18 protein-coding genes are annotated in these 20,473 nt (G+C 45.2%); 15 read left to right on the top strand and 3 right to left on the bottom strand.

Features of this window, described 5'->3' with window-relative positions; genetic code table 11:
* Positions 1-10 precede the first annotated feature (10 nt).
* Both dat and speD read left to right on the top strand, forming a co-directional pair.
* The gene (gene dat, locus ACNAZ4_RS15375; RefSeq protein WP_415815694.1) at positions 11-865 is read left to right on the top strand and encodes a D-amino-acid transaminase; all 855 of its coding nucleotides are present in this window, start codon (positions 11-13) and stop codon (positions 863-865) included.
* 195 nt (positions 866-1,060) lie between these two features.
* The gene (gene speD / locus ACNAZ4_RS15370; RefSeq protein ID WP_415815692.1) at positions 1,061-1,921 is read left to right on the top strand and encodes an adenosylmethionine decarboxylase; all 861 of its coding nucleotides are present in this window, start codon (positions 1,061-1,063) and stop codon (positions 1,919-1,921) included.
* A 452-nt stretch (positions 1,922-2,373) separates the two neighbouring features.
* Here speD and cysK read toward each other — a convergent pair whose 3' ends face one another.
* Positions 2,374-3,309 (bottom strand): cysteine synthase A, encoded by a 936-nt coding sequence (gene cysK, locus ACNAZ4_RS15365; RefSeq protein WP_415815690.1) that lies wholly within the window; start codon positions 3,307-3,309, stop codon positions 2,374-2,376.
* Between the two features lie 223 nt (positions 3,310-3,532).
* Between cysK and thpR the strand changes: the two genes are divergently transcribed.
* The 5 genes from thpR (at position 3,533) to ACNAZ4_RS15340 (ending at position 9,427) form a co-directional block, all read left to right on the top strand.
* Positions 3,533-4,108 carry an RNA 2',3'-cyclic phosphodiesterase gene (gene thpR, locus ACNAZ4_RS15360; protein WP_415815688.1) on the top strand — a complete coding sequence of 192 codons (576 nt, stop codon included), beginning with the start codon at positions 3,533-3,535 and terminating at the stop codon, positions 4,106-4,108.
* 36 nt (positions 4,109-4,144) lie between these two features.
* Positions 4,145-5,110, top strand: coding sequence for an NERD domain-containing protein (locus ACNAZ4_RS15355; protein ID WP_415815686.1), 966 nt, complete (start codon positions 4,145-4,147; stop codon positions 5,108-5,110).
* 48 nt (positions 5,111-5,158) lie between these two features.
* A complete protein-coding gene (locus ACNAZ4_RS15350) occupies positions 5,159-6,139 on the top strand; it encodes a diacylglycerol/lipid kinase family protein (protein ID WP_415815684.1) in 981 nt (326 codons plus the stop codon).
* Positions 6,126-8,267: a type I pullulanase gene (pulA, locus tag ACNAZ4_RS15345; protein WP_415815682.1), complete on the top strand. Its 2,142-nt coding sequence runs from the start codon at positions 6,126-6,128 to the stop codon at positions 8,265-8,267. Before ACNAZ4_RS15350 ends, pulA begins: the two co-directional genes overlap by 14 nt.
* Before the next feature lie 386 nt (positions 8,268-8,653).
* Complete coding sequence (locus ACNAZ4_RS15340) at positions 8,654-9,427, top strand: phosphotransferase (RefSeq protein WP_415815680.1); 774 nt, start codon at positions 8,654-8,656, stop codon at positions 9,425-9,427.
* A gap of 7 nt (positions 9,428-9,434) precedes the next feature.
* On the opposite strand, the gene ACNAZ4_RS15335 is transcribed toward ACNAZ4_RS15340, so the two are convergent.
* On the bottom strand, positions 9,435-9,713 hold the full coding sequence (locus ACNAZ4_RS15335) for a YtzH-like family protein (protein WP_415815678.1): 279 nt from the start codon (positions 9,711-9,713) through the stop codon (positions 9,435-9,437).
* A 147-nt stretch (positions 9,714-9,860) separates the two neighbouring features.
* Here ACNAZ4_RS15335 and trmB point away from each other — a divergent pair, with 147 nt between their 5' ends.
* Entirely contained in the window at positions 9,861-10,505 is a 645-nt protein-coding gene (trmB, locus tag ACNAZ4_RS15330) for a tRNA (guanosine(46)-N7)-methyltransferase TrmB (RefSeq protein ID WP_415815676.1), read from the top strand.
* A 288-nt stretch (positions 10,506-10,793) separates the two neighbouring features.
* Entirely contained in the window at positions 10,794-11,633 is an 840-nt protein-coding gene (locus ACNAZ4_RS15325; protein WP_415815674.1) for a YtnP family quorum-quenching lactonase, read from the top strand.
* 32 nt (positions 11,634-11,665) lie between these two features.
* On the opposite strand, the gene ACNAZ4_RS15320 is transcribed toward ACNAZ4_RS15325, so the two are convergent.
* Positions 11,666-11,980: a PepSY domain-containing protein gene (locus tag ACNAZ4_RS15320; protein ID WP_214709135.1), complete on the bottom strand. Its 315-nt coding sequence runs from the start codon at positions 11,978-11,980 to the stop codon at positions 11,666-11,668.
* Between the two features lie 203 nt (positions 11,981-12,183).
* On the opposite strand from ACNAZ4_RS15320, the gene ACNAZ4_RS15315 reads away from it, so the two are divergent.
* The 6 genes from ACNAZ4_RS15315 to ACNAZ4_RS15290 all read left to right on the top strand — a co-directional run bounded on the left by ACNAZ4_RS15315 (position 12,184) and on the right by ACNAZ4_RS15290 (position 20,436).
* Complete coding sequence (locus ACNAZ4_RS15315) at positions 12,184-13,257, top strand: M42 family metallopeptidase (protein ID WP_415815672.1); 1,074 nt, start codon at positions 12,184-12,186, stop codon at positions 13,255-13,257.
* Between the two features lie 102 nt (positions 13,258-13,359).
* Positions 13,360-13,887, top strand: coding sequence for a DUF84 family protein (locus tag ACNAZ4_RS15310; RefSeq protein ID WP_415815670.1), 528 nt, complete (start codon positions 13,360-13,362; stop codon positions 13,885-13,887).
* Between the two features lie 181 nt (positions 13,888-14,068).
* A complete protein-coding gene (locus tag ACNAZ4_RS15305; protein ID WP_415815668.1) occupies positions 14,069-14,572 on the top strand; it encodes a hypothetical protein in 504 nt (167 codons plus the stop codon).
* A 1,067-nt stretch (positions 14,573-15,639) separates the two neighbouring features.
* A complete protein-coding gene (locus ACNAZ4_RS15300; protein ID WP_415815666.1) occupies positions 15,640-15,954 on the top strand; it encodes a thioredoxin family protein in 315 nt (104 codons plus the stop codon).
* Positions 15,955-16,040: 86 nt separating this feature from the next.
* The gene (locus ACNAZ4_RS15295) at positions 16,041-16,835 is read left to right on the top strand and encodes a DUF1444 domain-containing protein (RefSeq protein WP_415815664.1); all 795 of its coding nucleotides are present in this window, start codon (positions 16,041-16,043) and stop codon (positions 16,833-16,835) included.
* Positions 16,836-17,040: 205 nt separating this feature from the next.
* Entirely contained in the window at positions 17,041-20,436 is a 3,396-nt protein-coding gene (locus tag ACNAZ4_RS15290; RefSeq protein ID WP_415815662.1) for a DNA translocase FtsK, read from the top strand.
* Positions 20,437-20,473: the final 37 nt, after the last annotated feature.

The following is a 20,473-nucleotide window of genomic DNA, read 5'->3' as shown; positions in this document are numbered from 1 at the left end:
GGGAAAGCGAGTGGAATATGTAATTGTAGACGGTGAAGTGCTGGACAGGACCGAAGCAAAGGTTGACATAGAGGACAGAGGCTACCAGTTTGGCGATGGGGTATACGAGGTCATCCGTGTGTATAACGGAAAAATGTTCACGGGAATCGAGCATTTGAAACGGCTTGCAGAGAGTGCTGAAAAAATCAGGATGAAGCTCCCTTACAGCCCTGAAGAACTTTTATCCAGAATGGAAGAGCTGATTTCAAAAAATGAATTGGACACTGGCACCGTGTATATGCAGTTCACAAGAGGAACTTCACCACGCAACCATGTTTTTCCTGGCGGAAATGTAGCGCCAACCTTTGTCGCTTATACGCGCAAGGTTGCACGCCCTGTGGATCCGATGGAAAAAGGTGTGCGTGCCATCCTTGATGAGGATATCCGCTGGCTTCGCTGTGACATCAAGAGCCTGAATTTACTTGGAAATTTACTTTCCAAACAAAAAGCGGCAGAAGCAGGCTGCTTCGAAGCCATTCTCCATCGCGGAGAAACTGTGACCGAGGGCAGCCATTCCAATATCTCAATTGTCAAGGACGGTGTGATCATCACCCACCAGGCTGATAACCATATCCTTAATGGAATCACAAGACAAAAGGTATTGGAAATCTGCAGGAATGAGGGCATTCCTTTTGAGGAGCGAGCGTACACGCTTGACGAATTATCCTCAGCCGATGAAGTCTTCTCCTCAGGTACAACTGTCGAAGTCATGCCAGTTGTCGAGGTGGCTGGCAAACCTGTCGGGAACGGGCAGCCAGGAACAGTCACGAGGAAGCTTCAAACCCTTTTCAAGACAGAAATCGAACGCCAATGCGGCAATATTTAATACTGAACCTGCGGCTTAAAAGCTGCAGGTTTTTTAGGTGTGTAAGAATTCATTTCCTTTACCCATCCTGTTTGCCATTATCGCTCGCTTTGTTTTTTCTTGACAGGAATGGGTATCATAAAAATATTTAAAACACCAGGACTGCTTTGTTCATTCAGACAATGTACAGCAGAAAACCGAACAGGGGGAACGGAAATGAAATTCACACCTGAACAGCATATTGAACTGCATGGGTTCAATAATCTCACGAAATCATTAAGCTTTAATATGTATGACATCTGTTATACAAGGACGAAGGAAGAGCGAGAAGCTTACATCGAATATATTGATGAACAGTATAGTGCCGAACGGCTTACAAAGATTCTTACGCATGTGTCAGATATCATTGGAGCCCATGTCCTTAATGTGGCCAAGCAGGACTATGTGCCGCAGGGAGCCAGTGTGACCATCCTCGTATCCGAAGGGCCGGTCGTCGAGGTTCCTGATGAAGCGTATGATGAATCGCCAGGACCGCTGCCGGATAATGTTGTATTGCAGCTTGATAAAAGCCATATCACCGTCCATACGTATCCTGAGTTCCACCCGGACGAAGGAATCAGTACATTCCGTGCCGATATCGATGTCTCAACCTGCGGGGAAATCACTCCGCTGAAAGCCCTGAATTACCTGATTCATTCCTTTGAAACCGATGTGATGACGATTGATTATAGGGTAAGAGGCTTCACGAGGGATAAAGAGGGGAACAAGCTGTTCATCGACCACGACATAAGCTCGATTCAAAACTACATCCCGGAAAATGTGAAAGACCAATTTGATATGGTCGATATCAATGTCTATCAAGAAAACATCTTCCATACCAAATGCAAGCTAAGAGAATTTGACCTGGATCATTATCTTTTTGGCTATACGAAAGAATCCCTGTCTCCGGAAGAAAGGGAAGAAATCACCGAAAGAATCCAGGCAGAAATGGAAGAAATCGTGTCCGGAGTGACACTCCATTCAGGCACGATTTTTGAAGAGGAAGACGAAGAAGAAGAGACGGAAAAAGAGAAATAAGAAGGCATGTACTGACAAAATGTAGAGGCTGCAGACGAACTTTTGTTTGTCTGCAGTTTTTGATTTGTCAGGATAGAATGGGGAGTTACCGAAAGATACCCTTATGCAAGGGAAAGCCGATCCATAAGGGTACTATTAAGCCCGAAAGATACCCTTATGCAAGGGAAAGCCAATCCATAAGGGTACCATTACCCTTATGCAAGAGGAACTGACCACATAAGGGTACCATTAAGCCCGAAAGATACCCTTATGNAAGNNAAANCCGATCCATAAGGGTACTATTAATNCAGAAAGATACCCTTATGCAAGGGAAACCGATCTCATAAGGGTACTATTAGGCCCGAAAGATACCCTTATGCAAGAGGAACTGACCACATAAGGGTACTAAAACCCCAAAAAGGGATGATTCTCTTATAAAAAAACTCGCCATCTCATGGCGAGTCCTCAAATGGTTAATCATCAAACTTGAATAAATCGCTGGATAGATATCTCTCTCCGGTATCGCAGGCTATGCAGATGACGACTTCATCGGGCTTTAGCTGTTTTGCGACATTGATGGCTGCGAAGCATGCGGCGCCTGATGATGGGCCGACAAGGATGCCTTCTTCCCGTGCGAGCCTTCTGGCGGTTTCGTAGGCATCTTCATCTTCGATCTTATGGATTTTTTCGTACACATCTTGATTGAGGATTTCTGGGATGAAGCCTGGGCTTGTGCCGACCAGTTTATGCTTTCCTGGCTTGCCGCCTGACAGGACAGGGGACCCTGCTGGTTCGACGACATGCACTGCCACGTCTGGGTATTCTTCTTTCAATGCCTCGCCCGTGCCAGTGATCGTTCCGCCTGTTCCGGCTGTAGCCACGAACGCGCCAAGCGGTTTTTTCAGTTCCTTCATCGCTTCGATGATTTCCTTTGCCGTTGACTTGCGGTGGGCATCAGGATTTGCATCATTTTCGAACTGCATTGGCATATAGCTGTCTGGTATTTCCTTCAATAACTCTTCTGCTTTCTTGATTGCACCCGGCATTTTTTCGTCTCCCGGTGTGAGTACGACTTCGGCGCCATAGGCTTTTAACAGGTTGATTCTCTCAATCGTCATCGTATCAGGCATGACGAGGATCGCTTTATAGCCTCTTGCCGCCGCGTTCATCGCGAGCCCGATTCCGGTGTTGCCGCTAGTTGGTTCAATGATTGTAGAGCCCGGCTTCAGCTTTCCTTCATTTTCTGCTGCCACAATCATGTTGAAAGCAGCTCTGTCTTTTACGCTTTTGCTCGGATTGAAGTATTCAAGCTTCAGGTAAACTGATGCTCCGCCCTCAGGTGCCAGGCGGTTTAATTTTACCAGCGGTGTTTCACCGATTAATGCTGCAATATTATTAACGACTCTCATAAGATAGCCTCCTTGAATGTACTCGATTGCTTTAGTATTTCCATCTAAGTGAATAATTGATTATCAGCAATTGAAAAATAATGTTAACTTCTCTTTATCATATAAAAAAAGACTATTCCTATCAACTTGTAGGGATTAGAAAAGTTCAAAAGGAAATTCTGCCAATATCACATGCCATTTGCTACAATAAATTCAAGCGGACGAGAAAGGGTGTTGATCATTAATGGGGCAGCATGCTCATTTTTTCTATGCTCTTGAACTTCCTTGGGAAGTCAAAGAAGTATTCAAGAGCAAAATGGAACACCTGCAGGAAGAATTCCCATTCAAAACCTGGGTGCATCCTCAGGATCTGCATATCACACTGGCGTTTCTTGGGAATGCTCCCGATGACAAAATAAAAGTTGCCAGTGAACGGATTGAAGCGGTAATGAAGTTAAGGACTTCATTCGACATAAACATCAATCATCTGGGCATTTTCGGCCGCAGCGATGCTCCGAGGATTTTCTGGGCGGGGCTCGAAGAATCACAGGAGTTGAAGGAAGTCAGACAGGATGTGTTTTCCGCATGCCTCGGAGCAGGCTTCACCCTTGAAAAACGTCCTTTCAGCCCCCATATCACGATCGCCAGGAAATGGAACGGGGAGGCAGCTTTTTCATCTGCAACACTTGAGTCGGTGAACCCTTTTATAAACAAAGAATTTTCTTTTCAGGCCGGAAGGGTCGTTTTGTACAAGACCCATCTGGGGAAAAGTCCTAAATATGAACCAATCAAACAATTCCCGCTTGCTTCCGGTGATTAAATCCACTCGGAAGCAGGAATGAAGGCAGGTCAATCTATGGCACAATTAATCAAACTTCAAGACTATGTATCACGCTATGCCCAGGATATTTATCTTTATCCTTCGAGATATGTCCGGCTGAAGAAAAAGCAATGGGAGGGGTTGAAGGAAAAATGGGAAACCAGTCCTGACCAGCCAGTTAAAGACTACGAATCATCACCAGAACTGCCTGATTCCATCTTTGGAAAAATTAAAAGCAGGATCCGCCAGCCTGGTTCAGCCAAGGAAGAAGAAATTGTTCCTGAGGGCCCGGTACAAAGCGATGACCAGGATATAATGATGTCTGCCGATACCTTCCAATCAATCAGCAAGTTTAAAACGGAAGATGAATTGAAGCAGCATTTCCTTGACGGATTGCTGCCATTCCAGCTGAAGTGGGCGAGCTCCACATTGACGGAAAGATCATTTATCGCAAAAGAATTCACCCATGATCCGACCCTGAAGTTTTTGCTTCAGCGTTTTCCGGATACTTTCCTCATTTTATATAAACCTATCTTTTTACTGAAAAAAGCGCCGGTCGAAGCCGAACTGGTACTCGTCACTCCTGCTGCAGCCATTTGTATTTCATTTGTTGAAGCAGAAAAGGATGCTGCTTTTGTCGGGTCGAAGGAACGATTCTGGATTAAGAAGACGAAAAGCAGGGAAACGAAAATCCTCAATCCGCTGATTGCCTTGAACAGGACAGAAAAAATCGTCAAATCTCTTTTTGACATGTACGGAGTCGATCTGCCTGTGCAAAAATTGCTGCTGAGCCGTAATGGCTACTTCGATTATCCCCTGCAGCCATATGGCGTGCAATTCATCGATAAACGGAATTTTGAGGAATGGTTCATGGCCCAGAGAGGAATGAAATCTCCTTTAAAGCATATGCAATTAAAAGCGGCACAGGTGCTGCTCCAGTTTTGCCAGACAACATCAGTCAGGAGACTTGAATGGGAAAACCGGCCAGGGGGAGAAAAGTAAGAGATTTGCAAAGTTAAGAACCTAATAAATAGATAAAGGTTTGATCATATGGAGAAAATCTATTTCATCGTCAATCCGAACGCGAAAAATGGGAGCTGCAGGGAGATTTGGAGAAAGGTAGAGGCAGAGCTGGAAACGATGGATATACCGTATCTTGCCTTTTTCACCGAACGTGCCGGACATGCGTCAGAGCTCACAGAGTCAATCGCGCGCAAGTTATCCGGCAGACAGGCAGTCATTACGGCAGTTGGAGGAGACGGTACGCTGCATGAAGTAGTGAATGGTGCGGCAGCGTATCCTAATCTTATTATTGGTTTCATACCAGGCGGGTCAGGTAATGATTTTTCAAGGGGATTTTCGATTCCCAAAAAGGCAGCGGAAGCCTTGCGTCTGGTTATGCACCAGAGCAATTCCCGTACTTCCGAAATTGACATTGGAAAAATTCAGCACAAGGAATTACAAGAGACCTACTTCATGAATAATATGGGTGTAGGCTTTGATGCCGCTGTCGCGAAAGAATCGAATGAGTCAAGGATGAAATTGCTGCTGAACCGTGTTTCACTGGGCAGGCTCGTCTATGTCTATATCCTAGCAAAAAAACTGCTGACTTTCCGAACCATCCCGCTTCATCTGATTATTGACGGGAGGGAGTTTCATTATGATGATGCCTGGTTTGTGACCGTTTCGAACCAGCCATACTACGGAGGGGGCATGAAAATCGCTCCGGAAGCTCTCCCGGATGATGGGATTCTCGATGTCACAGTCGTTCACCGCCTATCCCGATGGAAGCTGCTGCTGGTATTCGCCAGTGTCTTCTGGGGAAAGCATACAAGGTTCAAGGAAGTTGAGCAATATACCGGCAAAAGCATCACCATTGAGTCACCAGAGGGAGTATTGGCACATGCCGACGGGGAAGCAATTGGGCATACACCGATGAAAATCCATGTGTGTCCAAAAGCATTAAGGATTTTAACAGGAAAAAACAATCCAGGGCATACCGAGGAGTTGAAAATAAATGATTGCCATTGAAAGGGACTTTTACGCCTATCTTGATGAAGTAGATCTGATTACAGTTTTGCTGCCTTATTCTTATTTTAATGGTGACTCCAAAGAGTTCCGCCTCAAAGGAGAGGGCGTTGATTTGCCTTTGGCAATCCAGGAAAAGGTATTCCTTGAGGGGACAGTGAAATATATTTGCTTGACCAGTGTAAGGCCGGAAATCGGCAAACTTTATAAAATATCGGATGATCATGGCGGCGAAACCGATTTGCAAATTGGAGCTGTCATCCGTACAGAGGAATTTGACAGTTTATTTTTTTACGAGGGAAAAGATCTTGGGGTCAGCTATACACCTGAAAACACTATTTTCAGGCTTTGGGCCCCGACCGCCGGGAAAGTCAGGCTGAATCTGTTCAAGGGTGATCATGACAACCCTGAATTCATTAATATGAAGCGATCCGGAAAAGGTGTCTGGAGCATTTCGGTAGAACGGGACCTCGAGCTTTACCGCTATTCGTTCCTGGTGTGTATCAATCTTGAATGGAGAGAAGCGGTTGATCCCTATGCAATCGCTTTAACGGTCAATGGGGAATATGGAGTGGTGGTCGATCCTGCAAAAACCAGGGGGACAGCAAGCGGTTATACACCATTGGAAAGTCCGGTGGATGCGATCATCTATGAAGCCCATATCAGGGATCTGACGATGCATCCGAACAGTGGGGCTGTCAGGAAGGGAACGTACCTGGGCGCCGCGGAAATCGACACCGCGACTCCGCTGGGGGAGAGTACCGGCCTTTCCTATATACGACAGCTCGGTGTCACCCATATTGAGCTCCTTCCTTTCCATGATTTCGAAGGTGTGGATGAAAGGGACACTACCAGCTCCTATAACTGGGGGTATAATCCTGTCCATTATAATGCCCCTGATGGCAGCTATGCGAGTGATCCGGAAGATCCCTATAACCGGATCACCGAACTTAAGCAGCTGGTTTCCGCGATACACAAAATGGGAATGGGCGTGATCATGGACGTGGTTTATAATCATGTCTACATCCGGGAAGATTCCCCTTTTGAAAAAATCGTCCCCGGTTATTTTTTCCGTCATGATGAACATGGCCTTCCCTCGAATGGAACAGGAGTGGGAAACGATATTGCTTCTGAAAGGCTGATGGTGCGGAAATACATCATTGATTCTGTCCTTTACTGGCTTAATGAGTATGAAGTTGACGGCTTCCGTTTTGACTTGATGGGAATCCTTGATACCGAGACGATGGCGGCTGTCAGGAAGGCTGTGGATGTTGTAAAACCTCATGTCATGATCATTGGCGAGGGCTGGGACCTGAACACACCGCTGCCTGGTGATAGGAAAGCCAATATTGCCAACCAGGCAAAGCTTCCGGGGATCGGGCAGTTCAATGACTGGTTCCGTGATTCCATCAAGGGCAGTACCTTCAATATTTATGATAGAGGATATGCTCTAGGCAATGAGCGCTACCAGGAAGCTGCAAAACAGGTTATGGCAGGAAGCGTTGGAATCGGCAAGCGGAAAGCTGGCCTGTTCCTGCAGCCGGGCCAGTCGGTGAATTATATTGAGTCACATGATAACCATACATTGTGGGATAAGCTGAAAATATGCACACCAGACGTGGATGAAGCTATTCTGAAAAAGCAGCACAGGCTGGCAACATCGATGGTTTTGCTGGCCCAGGGTATCCCTTTTCTGCACAGCGGCCAGGAATTTTTCCGGAGTAAGAAGGGTGTTGGCAACAGCTACCGGTCCCCAGATGAAATAAACTGGCTAGATTGGGATCTTCGTGATGACAACCTGGATAATGTCAACTACATCAAAGGGATCATCGCAATACGAAAAGCGAACGGAGCCTTCAGGCTGGGAGACAGCGAAGAAATCCGCAGACGAATGACATTTTTGCCATTGCTTGCACCGTTGATCGGTTATGAACTTCAAGAAGGCACAGACTGGGAAAAAATCCTCGTGCTGATCAACCCATCACTCCACCAGCAGCTGGCCGAACTCCCGGAATTGGCAAAATGGAATGTCCTGGCTGATCATGAAAATGCCTCCGCACAGCCATTTCGCCATACGGAAGGAAATAAAGTCCTGCTTGAGCCATGCTCACTGTTCGTGGCGGCAAAATAGCTGGATCCTTGATTTGATAACTTTTTCACAATATTAATTTAAAGTTGTTGGGGTTGACGTACCGAGCCTTCGGGGATAAAATTTATAAGATAGCTATTGTGTGTATTTTCCTATCAATAGCTGTCTTTTTACTTTATAAGATATTTAATTTCTTTACTTTAGATTAGTGTCCAGCTCCAGCACCTAGCCCCTCGAGACGTTTCGGTACGTCCAATGAAGTCAAAAAGCGACTTCACTGGACGGCCCTCCAACGCTTGTCGGGGCTGACCAAGGTGCTTGCACTTTTCTTATTTCCGATAATAAGTACAACGGTGAATTTGATTTTATAAAATCCATTTCCGGTTTTTCAGCACAAGGGAAATAGTGATAAATGAAGGTGACTAACTTTGGAACATTTATTTGGACAGGATTGGGAGATCGTTCCTGCTGGCGGCGCAACCGGTGCTGCCTATTTTGCACAGCATGAAGAACAAAGGCTGTTTTTAAAACGAAATTCATCCCCTTTTCTTGCTGTACTCTCCGCAGAAGGAATCGTACCCAAGCTTGTTTGGACTAAAAGGTTAGAAAACGGAGATGTTATAACAGCGCAGCAGTGGATGAATGGAAGCGAGCTGAAGCCCGGGGATATGAACAATGACCGCGTGGCCAGGCTTTTGAAGAAAATCCATGGATCAGATCCGCTTCTTGGGATGCTTACCAGGCTGGGAAAGAGCCCGCTGAAGCCCGAGATTTTCCTTCAAGCCCTTAATGAAGACTTGGATTGGGAGCTTCGTACAAAGCCTGCAGTCATTGATGCCATGAAATTCCTGACCGACAATGTCGGCAGTGTCGACTATGCAGAAAAAGTGGTTTGCCATTGCGATGTGAATCATAACAACTGGCTGCTTACCGAAGACAACCAGTTGTATTTAATTGATTGGGACGGCGCGCTGATCGCTGACCCTGCCATCGATCTGGGGCTTCTCCTTTATTCCTATATACCAGTGGAAGAATGGGAAGCCTGGCTGGACAAGTACGGCATCAGCCTGACACAGAACCTCAGGCTGCGAATGAAATGGTACGCGCTGGCCCAGTCGCTCTCATCGATTCAATGGCATAAAAACCAGAACCGCATTCCAGAAATGGAAAAATGGATTGATTTTTTAAAGGGACTTTTTTAATTTTTTCTTATGAGAATTGACCGATATCATCCACCCATTGGGATAACTGATTCCGGTTCGTTTCGATATGCTGTTCCAGGTCAGAGGCATTGACGCCGTTCTGGCTGTACTGATAAACATCCTGGAGAATCGTTTTGATGTTGCCATCCACATTCGTGTTGACCATCAGCGATTTGATCAGACGTTCCAACTGTTGATACTCTGCAACAGATCCGCAGCAGTCAGTATGCTGGTTGCTTAAAATATCCTTTAATAAATTTACCTGGTCATGGTGGCTTATAGGCACAATGATCACCCTTTCTTTTAAAAGGAATTCACATATAGATTGTGGATTCCTTTTTACGTTTATGCAGCCGGGAGAAATTTCACCTTGAAAACAGCTGGGTTGCATGATATTGTTTGAAACGAATGAAAATAGTACAGAGGTGTCAGTATGAGACTAAGAAACAAGCCTTGGGCTAAAGATAAATTGCATGAATATTCGAATTTAGTGATTCAGGAGCCGGAAAGCCATCGCGGCAATTGGGGAGAGGTTTTTGAAAAGGATCAGCCGCTCCACATCGAAATCGGTACCGGGAAAGGCCAATTCATTACAGGGATGGCCAGAGCCAATCCGGATGTTAACTATATTGGTATTGAATTGCAGGAAAGTGTGATTGTCAGTGCGCTCGACAGGCTGATTGAAGAAGATTTGCCAAACTGCAAGCTGATGAATGTGAACGGAGCAGAACTTGCCAAGTATTTTGAAAGCGGGGATGTCGACCGGGTTTATTTGAATTTCTCTGATCCATGGCCAAAAACACGCCATGAAAAACGCAGACTGACGTTCAAATCTTTCCTTGAAGTATACGAATCCATTCTTGTGAAAAATGGTGAAATCCACTTCAAGACGGATAATCAGGGTCTGTTCGAGTACTCGCTCGTAAGCTTTTCACATTACGGCATGAAGCTGAATTACGTCAGCCTCGACCTGCACAACAGCGATTTTGAAGGCAATATCATGACCGAATACGAAGAAAAATTCTCGTCACGAGGCAGCCGGATTTACCGATGCGAAGTGCAATTTATTTCTGAATAATGAAGACGAACAAACCGGGAGATTTTTTATCGACCGGTTTTTTAATTAAAAAAAATGCAAGTTATTTTCCAGTTCGCCAATAAACCTTTGAAAATGGCCAATAAAAATTTATTTTCGCCATTAAAATCTTAAAAATCGCTAATAAAAAGGAATGCCAATAAAAAGAAATCCGATTGATTGATCACTCAAAATTGATCGCCCCAATCCTGTTAAACCAAAAATAGAAGCTGAATTATTTAAAAATTTAAAATCCAAGTGTTACAATCATAAGAAAAAGGGGGATTGGTTATGGAAAACCTGGAGCTTGGAACTGTAAAGCTGAGGTGGCTGAACGGCGGGGTGACCCACTTGGATGGCGGAGCGATGTTCGGCGTCGTACCGAAAGCGCTTTGGACAAGAAAATATGAAGTGAATGATAAAAATCAAATAGAATTGAGGACAGACCCGATTTTGATTCAGGCAGAGGGAAAGAATTTCCTGGTTGAAAGCGGGATCGGAAACGGGAAACTGAATGAGAAGCAGAAACGCAATTTTGGTGTCCTTGAAGAATCAAGCCTTGATGCCGGACTTGAAAGCCTGGGGCTGACAGCCTCTGACATTGATTATGTTTTTATGACGCATATGCACTTTGATCATGCCTGCGGGCTGACGAAAGAGGTCAATGGTGAACTGGAACCTGTTTTTGAAAATGCGAAAATCATCACCTCGAAGATTGAGTGGGATGAAATGCGCAATCCGAATATTCGTTCCAAGAGTACATACTGGAAAGAAAACTGGCAGGGGATTGAGCAGCAGGTTGAGGCTTTCGATGAAGAATGGTCGTTTGGGCCGCTCAAGTTGGTCCACACAGGAGGACACAGTGAGGGCCATTCGATACTGATCATTGAGGATGGGGATTCAACCGTGGTCCATATGGCTGATATCATGCCGACCCATGCCCATCAAAACCCTCTCTGGGTAATGGCATATGATGATTACCCGATGGATTCTATTTTTGCCAAACAGAAGTGGTTTGAATATGGAATCAGCAGGAACGCCTGGTTCACATTTTACCATGATTCGGTTTACAGGGCGGTCAAGTTCGACGAGGCTGGTAAAAAAACTGAAACCATTGAAAGAAAAAAATAGACCTGCCGCGGCAGGTCTGGATTTCATTTTGTTTAATTTAATGGGTATGCATCGAGGATTGCTCCTGTTGACGCATCTGCGATGAATTCGAATTGCTCAACCTTGCCGTCAACATTGCGTGAGATTCCGCCTTTGTATACCTGGTATTCAATTGGCGGTTTGGAGTATGGTTCGACCGTCATATTGATCCATGAACCGCTGATGGGCCCGGATTTTTTAAAAGCGGCCTTTGCATCATTCAGTACTTTATCAGCTGAGACTGTTTCTTTTTGTGAGGCAAGTTCCTTTACGGCATACGCACCAGCAAGGCCGGCGCCAACGCCAAGGACAAAGGCTTTCCAGTTCATAGTCAAGTACCTCCAAGGTTATATATGGAATTTCAAGTTATCTCCATCATAACAAATCCGTATGCAGGAGCAAAGGATTAATGACTCCTTATATAGGTGGATGGCCAGGAATAAGACTGGCAAGTATCGGGAATGTTCTGTAAAATGGATGATATACATATTGTTTAGCAAAACTAAATTTTTTGGTGAAAAGGAGCAGTTAAATGAACGAGCAAACATTAAGCCTGTTTAAAACTTTAACCGAATTGCCAGGAGCTCCAGGCAATGAGCATGCCGTACGCAAATTCATGCGCGAGCAGCTAGGACAATACTCTGATGAGTTGATCCAGGATAAATTGGGAAGTGTGTTCGGAGTGAAGAAGGGAAATCCTGATGGACCGAAAATCATGGTCGCCGGCCATATGGACGAAGTCGGTTTCATGGTCACATCGATCACGAAAAACGGAATGATCCGGTTCCAGACTCTTGGCGGCTGGTGGAGCCAGGTGCTACTGGCTCAGCGTGTGCAGATCATCACGAACAATGGACCGGTTACTGGTGTGATCGGCTCGATCCCGCCGCATCTATTGGATGAGGCAAAACGCAACAAACCGATGGAAATCAAGAATATGCTGATTGATATCGGAGCAGACGATAAGGAAGATGCCATCAGGATCGGCATCAAGCCGGGGCAGCAAATCGTGCCGATCTGTCCGTTCACACCGATGGCAAACGAGAAGAAGATTCTCGCAAAAGCCTGGGATAATCGATATGGCTGCGGCCTGGCGATCGAATTGCTAAAAGAAACAAAGGACATCCAATTGCCGAATATGCTGTATTCCGGTGCGACTGTCCAGGAGGAAGTCGGTCTAAGAGGCGCTCAAACGGCTGCCAATATGATCGACCCGGACATTTTCTTTGCGCTAGACGCAAGCCCGGCTAATGATATGTCAGGGGATAAAAATGAATTCGGCCAACTTGGCAAGGGAACATTGCTGAGGATTTTAGACCGCTCAATGGTCACGCATCGCGGTATGAGGGAATTCATCCTCGACATGGCTGAAACAAATGATATTCCTTACCAGTACTTCGTTTCCCAGGGTGGAACCGATGCGGGCAGGGTCCATACTTCCAATCAAGGGATCCCGAGCGCGGTCATTGGCATCTGCTCACGCTATATCCATACGTCAGCATCCATGATCCATGTCGATGACTATGCGGCAGCGAAGGAATTGCTCGTCAAACTTATCAAGGCAGCTGATAAAACAACGGTTGAAACGATTAAAAATAATAGTTAATCTTACCAGACAAATAACGGTCGAAACTCAAAAATATTCTTACTCGTAATGAGGAGCAGCTGATCACTGCTCCTTTTTCATGGATGAAAGGTGGAATTGTATATGAAAGTGGCAGTAGGCTCAAAGAATCCTGCGAAAATCAATGCAGTAAAGGAAGCATTTAAAGAATCAGCTTTCGAGATTGTCTCGATTGATGCACAATCTGGTGTAAGCGACCAGCCGATGTCAGATGAGGAAACCATCAAAGGTGCTGTCAACAGAGCCATCGAGGCTGCCGAAAAAGTGGGAGCGGAAATTGGCATCGGCCTCGAAGGCGGAGTCCAGCAAACGCCATACGGACTGATGCTTTGCAATTGGGGGGCTTTGGCAGTGAAAGGGATGGACCCGATTATCGCCGGTGGGGCGAGGATTCCGCTCCCTGATGAAGTAGCACAGCAATTATTGGCAGGCTCCGAACTGGGCCCCGTGATGGACGAGTATGCCAAAAAACAGAATGTAAGTAAAAATGAAGGAGCTGTAGGGATTTTTACAAACGGACAAATCAACCGCAGCGAAATGTTCACACATGTCATGAAGCTGCTAGCAGGTCAATTTGAATATAGAACGAAGCAAAACGATAAGACAGTCTAAACAGGCTGTCTTTTTATTTGGAAACCAACTAAAAATAAGTTGAAAATAAAGATTTATCGACAAATTTCTGAAAAATGTCTTTATTTCCAACAAAAAATGCTTTTGAAGCCTTGTAAGTTAACAAACAAGCAAGGTATGATAGAAACGGAGTGGTTAAGTCCTTAGCAAGGGGGAAAAAAGTATGATGAAGTTCAGAAGGGCATTTGGGCTCGTTATAGTAGGAGTATTTCTGCTGAGCGCTTGTTCTGCCTCGTATTCGGAACAAAAGGCTGAAATAAAAAAAGAAGTTTCCGATACATTTGAAAGCCAGCCTGAGAAAACGAATAATAGTACGAAAGACATAGATTACTACTTGCCATCAAATTTTAAGGTTGAAGAGGAAACGCCAAATAATGTCTTGTTCGAAAATGGATCTAAGACCTATATCCTTTTCTATAACCAACACGAGAAAAAAGACAGTAAAGTAGTCTATGACTCCACTGTCAAGCAGCAGAAAGAATGGGACGGCAACGAAACATTCAGTAAAAATGGCAAATTCGGCTATATGCTGGTCAAGCAGCTGAAAGAAAATCAATATCAGTTAATTGTCGGCATCGGCGGTGTCAAGCTTACCACAGAAACCGAAAACGTAAAAGAAGATGCAGAAGCCATGATGGAAATCGCGAATTCTGTCAAAGTAAAGTAATCTCAATCTTACGCTGTCTGAAGCTAATTTAAGTTCAGACAGCTTTTTGTTTTTTTTCGTGAGAGAGCTGTCCGAAGTAGGGCTAAGTTCAGACAGGTTTTTGTGTTTTCCCACCAGAGCTGTCCGAAGTAGGGCTAAGTTCAGACAGNTTTTTGTNNTTTTCCNCCAAAGCTGTCCAAAGTAGGGCTAAGTTCAGACAGCTTTTTGTATTTTCGCGCNAAAGCTGTCCGAAGTAGAGCCAAGTTCAGACAGCTTTTTGTCTTTTCCCGCCAAAGCTGTCCGAAGTAAGGCTAAGTTCAGACAGCTTTTCGTCTTTTCCCGCCAAAGCTGTCCGAAGTAGGGACGAGTTCAGACAGCTTTATGTATTTTCGCGCAAAAGCTGTCCGAAGTAAGGCTAAGTTCAGACAGCTTTTTGTATATTCTCACAAACGTTGTCCGAAGTAAGGGCAGGTTCAGACAGCTTTTTGTATTATCGTGCCAAAGCTGTCCGAAGTAGAGCCAAGTTCAGACAGCTTTTTGNAATTTCCCGCCAAAGCTGTCCGAAGTAGAGCTAGGTTCAGACAGCTTTTCGTATTTTCGCGCAAAAGCTGTCCGAAGTAGGGACGAGTTCAGACAGCTTTATGTATTTTCGCGCAAAAGCTGTCCGAAGTAGAGCCGAGTTCAGACAGCTTTTTGTATTATCGTGCCAAAGCTGTCCGAAGTAGAGCCAAGTTCAGACAGCTTTTTGTCTTTTCCCGCCAAAGCTGTCCGAAGTAAGGCTAAGTTCAGACACCTTTTCGTCTTTTCCCGCCAAAGCTGTCCGAAGTAGAGCTAAGTTCTGACAGTTTTTCGTGTTTTCCCGCCAAAGCTGTCCGAAGTAGAGCCAAGTTCAGACAGCTTTTCGTCTTTTCCCGCTAAAGCTGTCCGAAGTAGAGCTAAGTTCAGACAGTTTTTCGTATTTTCCCAAGTAGGGCCAGGGTTTGCTGATCCAGGTAAAAGTCCCGGTGCGTAATCAGATTAGTTTCTTTTTTTATCATGCATGGGTACAATAAGAAAAGTAAATGGAGATTTAATCGGGAGGTACCACTATGAAAACTTTGGAGTCAATGGAACAATTCGAAACGTTGAAAAACGATGGAAAACATATATTTTTATTCACTGCGGGCTGGTGCCCTGACTGCCGTGTGATCGAGCCGGTTTTGCCTGACATTGAAAGCAAGTACAGCGAGTATGAATTTGTCTCAGTCGATCGTGATGATTTCATAGATCTTTGCATCCAAATGGATGTCTTTGGAATCCCAAGCTTTGTCGCGTTTGAAAATGGCAAAGAACTTGGCCGATTTGTCAGCAAGAACAGAAAGACACAGGCTGAAATCGAAAACTTTATTGAAGGCCTCGCTTAATTCTTTCCCTCCATCTTTTGAGGTGGAGGGAAATTTCATGTAAAATGAGTTGCAGAAACTCCTTGAGAAATGGAGGGATCCCAGCAATGGACAGCAGAAAAATGCGTAAAGAACTTGAGAACCGCCTGCAGCATCCTGACCGGACTTTTTCCTATGACCGGGAAAAGGACACATTAAGGATCGAAAATAAACATACTGGGCGAGGGATCACGATTGCCCTTCCAGGAATTGTCGCCAAGTGGCAGGACCAGAAAGAAAAGGCAATTGATGAGGTTGTTTATTATGTTTCAGAAGGCTTGGGTGCAATGGAGAGCCAGCTTGAGCTGTCTGGCAAGGAAAAGAACATTTTCCCTGTCATCCGCTCGACATCATTTCCGTCAGAAGCAGAGGAAGGGGTTCCTTTCCTTTATGATGACCATACCGCTGAAACCAGAATTTATTATGCTTTGGATTTAGGCACTACATACAGGCTGATTGATTCGAAGCTTTTGAAAAAAGAAGGATGGTCAGCTGAACAGGTCCGGGAGACGGCTTTGTTCAATGTCCGTTCGCTTTCCGTCAAACTGAAAGAGGACCGTGTGGCCGATAACACCTTTTACTTCCTCAATACCAATGATGGCTATGATGCGAGCCGCATCCTGAATACGAGCTTTTTGAATGAAATGAAGAAAAGAATGAAGGGGACCATGGCTATAGCCGTTCCCCATCAAGATGTCCTGATCATTGTTGATGTGGAAAACAACACAGGCTATGATATCCTGGCCCAGATGACAATGAGCTTTTTTGCGAGTGGAAGGGTGCCAATCACAGCCTTAAGCTTCTTATATGAAGACGGAGAATTGGAGCCAATCTTCATCTTGGGCAAAACAAAAAAGGAATAGCACCGACAAGAGATGAAAGCCCGATAATCCGGGCTTTTTTCCTTTATGTCCTTATGATGTAAGGTTTTGTAAATATCTGAGCCTAAAGTTGATTCTTACTGAAGAATTCTTCTCGTAAAAAATGCTCATTCTTTCAATTTATCTCGAAAAATATTGAATTACTGTTAAAATAAAGAATGAAATGCGAAAGAAAGAGTGATTTAAATTGAGTTGGATTAAAAAAATTTTTACGATGTTCCAAAATGATGATGATGAATTTGAAGATATTGAGAGAGAGCAGCCAGTCCAAAAACTAACTAAACAAGAGCGCTCCGAAAAGAAAGATCTTGAAGCAAAGGTATTATACCAGTATCCAAAGGGGCAGTTCAGGTTCCCTTTGATTCCTGATGGCCAGCCAGGGAATGAGAATCCGAGAAAAGAACGGAAAGAAAGGGTTAGTCCTGCTGAAGAAATAAAGCCATTTATCAATGAAAAAGGCTCGATCAGCTTTAAAGGTGACAGCATCACGCAGATGGACTCCAACCCGAAACCGCGGCGCAAAGCTGTAGTGAATACTAAAGACAAAGACAGAACAGCAAGAGCGGGGAAAATGAAGGAACCGGTCAAGCCTGTAAGACATGAGGAACCTGCTTCGAAATTCCGCTATGAGCCGAGAAAAGACAGCGGGCCGAAATTCACACAGCCATTCAAGCCGACGGAGATTCCTTCACCAATCTATGCATTCAACAGGCCGCCCAGAAAAGACCAGAATCAAAAGAGCCTGGAAGATGTAGAGTTTGAATTGACCGGGTTTGAAAAGCCTCAGGAAAACAAGGGAACAAGACCTGTTCGAAGGGATATCGATTTAATCCATAAAGAGCCGGTTCAGGGAGAACGGCCAGAACAGTTGGAAAAGCAGAATGAAATAGTGAAGCAACAGCCTGTTCAAAATGGAATGCAGAATGAAATAGTGCAGCAACAGTCTATTCAGAATCCGATGCAAAACGAAATAGTGCAGCAACAGCCTGTTCATATTGGGATGCAAAACGAAATAGCGCAGCAGCAGCCTGTTCATGTTGAGATGCAAAATGAAATAGCGCAGCAACAGTCCACTCAGATTGAAGTGCAAAAGGAAAGTCTGCCAGAACAGCCAGATCTGGAACAGGATCGATACATAGAAGATGATCTTGCAGAAACCCAGGACCTTGAGGCAGCTGAAATAGAGGATGAAATTGAACAATTCAATCTGGAAGCCGAAGCACTCGATGTAATTCTTCACGGTGAAGTGAACGATAATCAGGTTTCTGGAAATGGTCTGGTATATGGCGATAAATTAGAAGAAGATGTCAAAAGCCAGGCTGAATCTGTGGAGATCGATGAAATTACAGAAGTATTGATTCCTCGTCAAAGCGAGCCAAAGTTGGCAGAGTTTGAAGAAGATACAGATGTTTTTGTTCCTCGTCAAAACGAGCCGGAGTCAGCAGATGTTCGTGAGGATGCAGAGATATTCGTTCCTCAAGCAGAAGCGGGTAAAGTACAGGAACCGATAGAAATGGGCGCTCCATCAATGGAAGATGCTGTCGAGATGGAGGCTCACCCAACCATCGCAGAGGATGATTCCCAGCCAATCGCAGCCGAAGAGACGGTATCTTATACAGAGATAGTCCAGCCTACTGAAGCTGAGGATCTTCATTTGCCTGAAAACTCATTTGAAGAGTCTGATACGGATCAAGGCGTCGAGAAGGAAGAGGGAAAACCGGCAGAACCAAAAAGGCAGCTTCCTTTCAATGTCCTCATGCTTAAGCAGGATAAAAGAAAATGGGAAGCACGCAATATGTCTAAATATCCTTCTTTCATGACAGATGGGAGAAGAGCAGATGGGCAACAGCAGCCAAGTGAAGGCATGAAGGAAACCCATGAAAGAACAGTAACTGAGGATTCTTCATCAGCTGTCACTGATTCTCCAAATATTGTCATGCCGGCCAATCCGCCAGCAGAAGCAAATACTGATGTCCAGTCACTCGAACGTGAAGCACAACCAGCAGCACAGGAGAAATTGAATGGCGAACCAGTAGCGGATGTAGAAAAGGTGCAGCCAATAAGCCAGCCGGCTGAAGAGTTGGCACCATCTCCGGTAATGGGGAATGAACAAGAAGGAAGTAAAAAGGATGATTCTTCTGAAATCCATCCGGCAGCGGTATATGATTTCCCGCCGCTTGATTTGTTGAATCCCCCTGTGTTCAAGGCTCCGGATCCGGAATGGCTGGCAGAACAGGAACATATGCTCAATGAAACGTTGAGGAACTTCAATGTCGGCGCAAGAGTGGTCAATGTGACTCAGGGCCCTTCTGTAACCCGATTTGAGGTCCAGCCTGAACCTGGTGTGAAGGTCAATAAAATTACCAACCTGTCAGATGATATCAAGCTGAGCCTCGCAGCGAAGGATATCCGGATTGAAGCGCCGATCCCTGGAAAGCACACGATCGGGATAGAGGTGCCGAACCATTCGAGCAGGCCGGTATTATTGAGTGAAATTTTACAGTCTGCAGGGTTCATGGACATTGAGTCTCCTTTATCGGTAGCGTTGGGACTGGATATTGCCGGAAATCCGATTGTGACTGATCTGAAGAAGATGCCGCACGGACTGATTGCCGGTGCGACTGGATCAGGAAAAAGTGTCTGCATCAACACGATGCTGGTCAGCCTGCTTTATAAAGCCCATCCAGATGAGGTGAAGCTGCTGCTGATTGACCCAAAAATGGTTGAACTGGCACCATATAACCGAATTCCTCACCTGGTAAGTCCGGTCATCACTGATGTAAAGGCAGCGACAGCCTCGCTCAAGTGGGCAGTTGAGGAAATGGAACGCCGTTACGAATTGTTCGCACATACAGGTGTCCGCGATATCAGCAGGTTCAATGAACTTGCCGAGAAGCATCGAAGGTTTTCTGATAAGCTGCCATATATCGTCATTGTCATCGACGAGCTGGCAGATTTGATGATGATGGCACCAGGCGATGTCGAGGAAGCAATCTGCCGTATTGCCCAAAAAGCGCGTGCCTGCGGTATCCACTTGATCATTGCGACACAGCGGCCATCCGTCGACGTCATTACAGGCCTGATTAAAGCGAATGTCCCTACAAGAATAGCGTTCTCTGTTTCCTCACAGGTGGACTCAAGGACGATCATTGATATCAGCGGGGCAGAAAAGCTGCTTGGCCGCGGGGATATGCTGTTCCTTGAAAATGGTTCATCAAAGCCATTTCGTCTGCAGGGCACATTCGTAACGGATAATGAGATTGATGACATTGTTGCATTTGTCAGGGAGCAGAGGGATCCACAATACCTGTTTGAACAGGAAGAACTGCTGAAAAAAGCCCAGGTGACCGAAGACGAAGATGAGCTTTTTTATGAAGCCTGTGAATTTGTCATTGACCAGGGAGGCGCTTCTACTTCAAGCGTGCAGCGCCGTTTCAAGATCGGCTATAACCGCGCAGCGAGACTGATTGAGATGATGGAACAGCAGGGATTCATCTCCGAAGGAAAGGGAAGCAAGCCTAGGGACGTCCTTATAACGGCTGCGGACCTCGAGTCTCTCCAGGAAACTAGTACATTCAATTAATAAATGGTATTCTTTATTAGCATGTACTTATAATAAG

Origin of the sequence: Mesobacillus thioparans (assembly GCF_965138835.1) — a bacterium.
Classification (GTDB): domain Bacteria; phylum Bacillota; class Bacilli; order Bacillales; family Cytobacillaceae; genus Mesobacillus; species Mesobacillus thioparans.
Note: the sequence above shows the minus strand (reverse complement) of the source record. Positions and strands in the feature narration are given on the sequence as shown.

What these genes read in the sequence shown, in the direction of transcription:
- speD (WP_415815692.1), top strand. Translation starts at nt 1,061, where the DNA reads ATGAAATTCACACCTGAACAGCATATTGAACTGCATGGGTTCAATAAT.
- cysK (WP_415815690.1), bottom strand. Translation starts at nt 3,309, where the DNA reads ATGAGAGTCGTTAATAATATTGCAGCATTAATCGGTGAAACACCGCTG.
- thpR (WP_415815688.1), top strand. Translation starts at nt 3,533, where the DNA reads ATGGGGCAGCATGCTCATTTTTTCTATGCTCTTGAACTTCCTTGGGAA.
- ACNAZ4_RS15355 (WP_415815686.1), top strand. Translation starts at nt 4,145, where the DNA reads ATGGCACAATTAATCAAACTTCAAGACTATGTATCACGCTATGCCCAG.
- ACNAZ4_RS15350 (WP_415815684.1), top strand. Translation starts at nt 5,159, where the DNA reads ATGGAGAAAATCTATTTCATCGTCAATCCGAACGCGAAAAATGGGAGC.
- pulA (WP_415815682.1), top strand. Translation starts at nt 6,126, where the DNA reads ATGATTGCCATTGAAAGGGACTTTTACGCCTATCTTGATGAAGTAGAT.
- trmB (WP_415815676.1), top strand. Translation starts at nt 9,861, where the DNA reads ATGAGACTAAGAAACAAGCCTTGGGCTAAAGATAAATTGCATGAATAT.
- ACNAZ4_RS15325 (WP_415815674.1), top strand. Translation starts at nt 10,794, where the DNA reads ATGGAAAACCTGGAGCTTGGAACTGTAAAGCTGAGGTGGCTGAACGGC.
- ACNAZ4_RS15320 (WP_214709135.1), bottom strand. Translation starts at nt 11,980, where the DNA reads ATGAACTGGAAAGCCTTTGTCCTTGGCGTTGGCGCCGGCCTTGCTGGT.
- ACNAZ4_RS15315 (WP_415815672.1), top strand. Translation starts at nt 12,184, where the DNA reads ATGAACGAGCAAACATTAAGCCTGTTTAAAACTTTAACCGAATTGCCA.
- ACNAZ4_RS15310 (WP_415815670.1), top strand. Translation starts at nt 13,360, where the DNA reads ATGAAAGTGGCAGTAGGCTCAAAGAATCCTGCGAAAATCAATGCAGTA.
- ACNAZ4_RS15305 (WP_415815668.1), top strand. Translation starts at nt 14,069, where the DNA reads ATGATGAAGTTCAGAAGGGCATTTGGGCTCGTTATAGTAGGAGTATTT.
- ACNAZ4_RS15300 (WP_415815666.1), top strand. Translation starts at nt 15,640, where the DNA reads ATGAAAACTTTGGAGTCAATGGAACAATTCGAAACGTTGAAAAACGAT.
- ACNAZ4_RS15295 (WP_415815664.1), top strand. Translation starts at nt 16,041, where the DNA reads ATGGACAGCAGAAAAATGCGTAAAGAACTTGAGAACCGCCTGCAGCAT.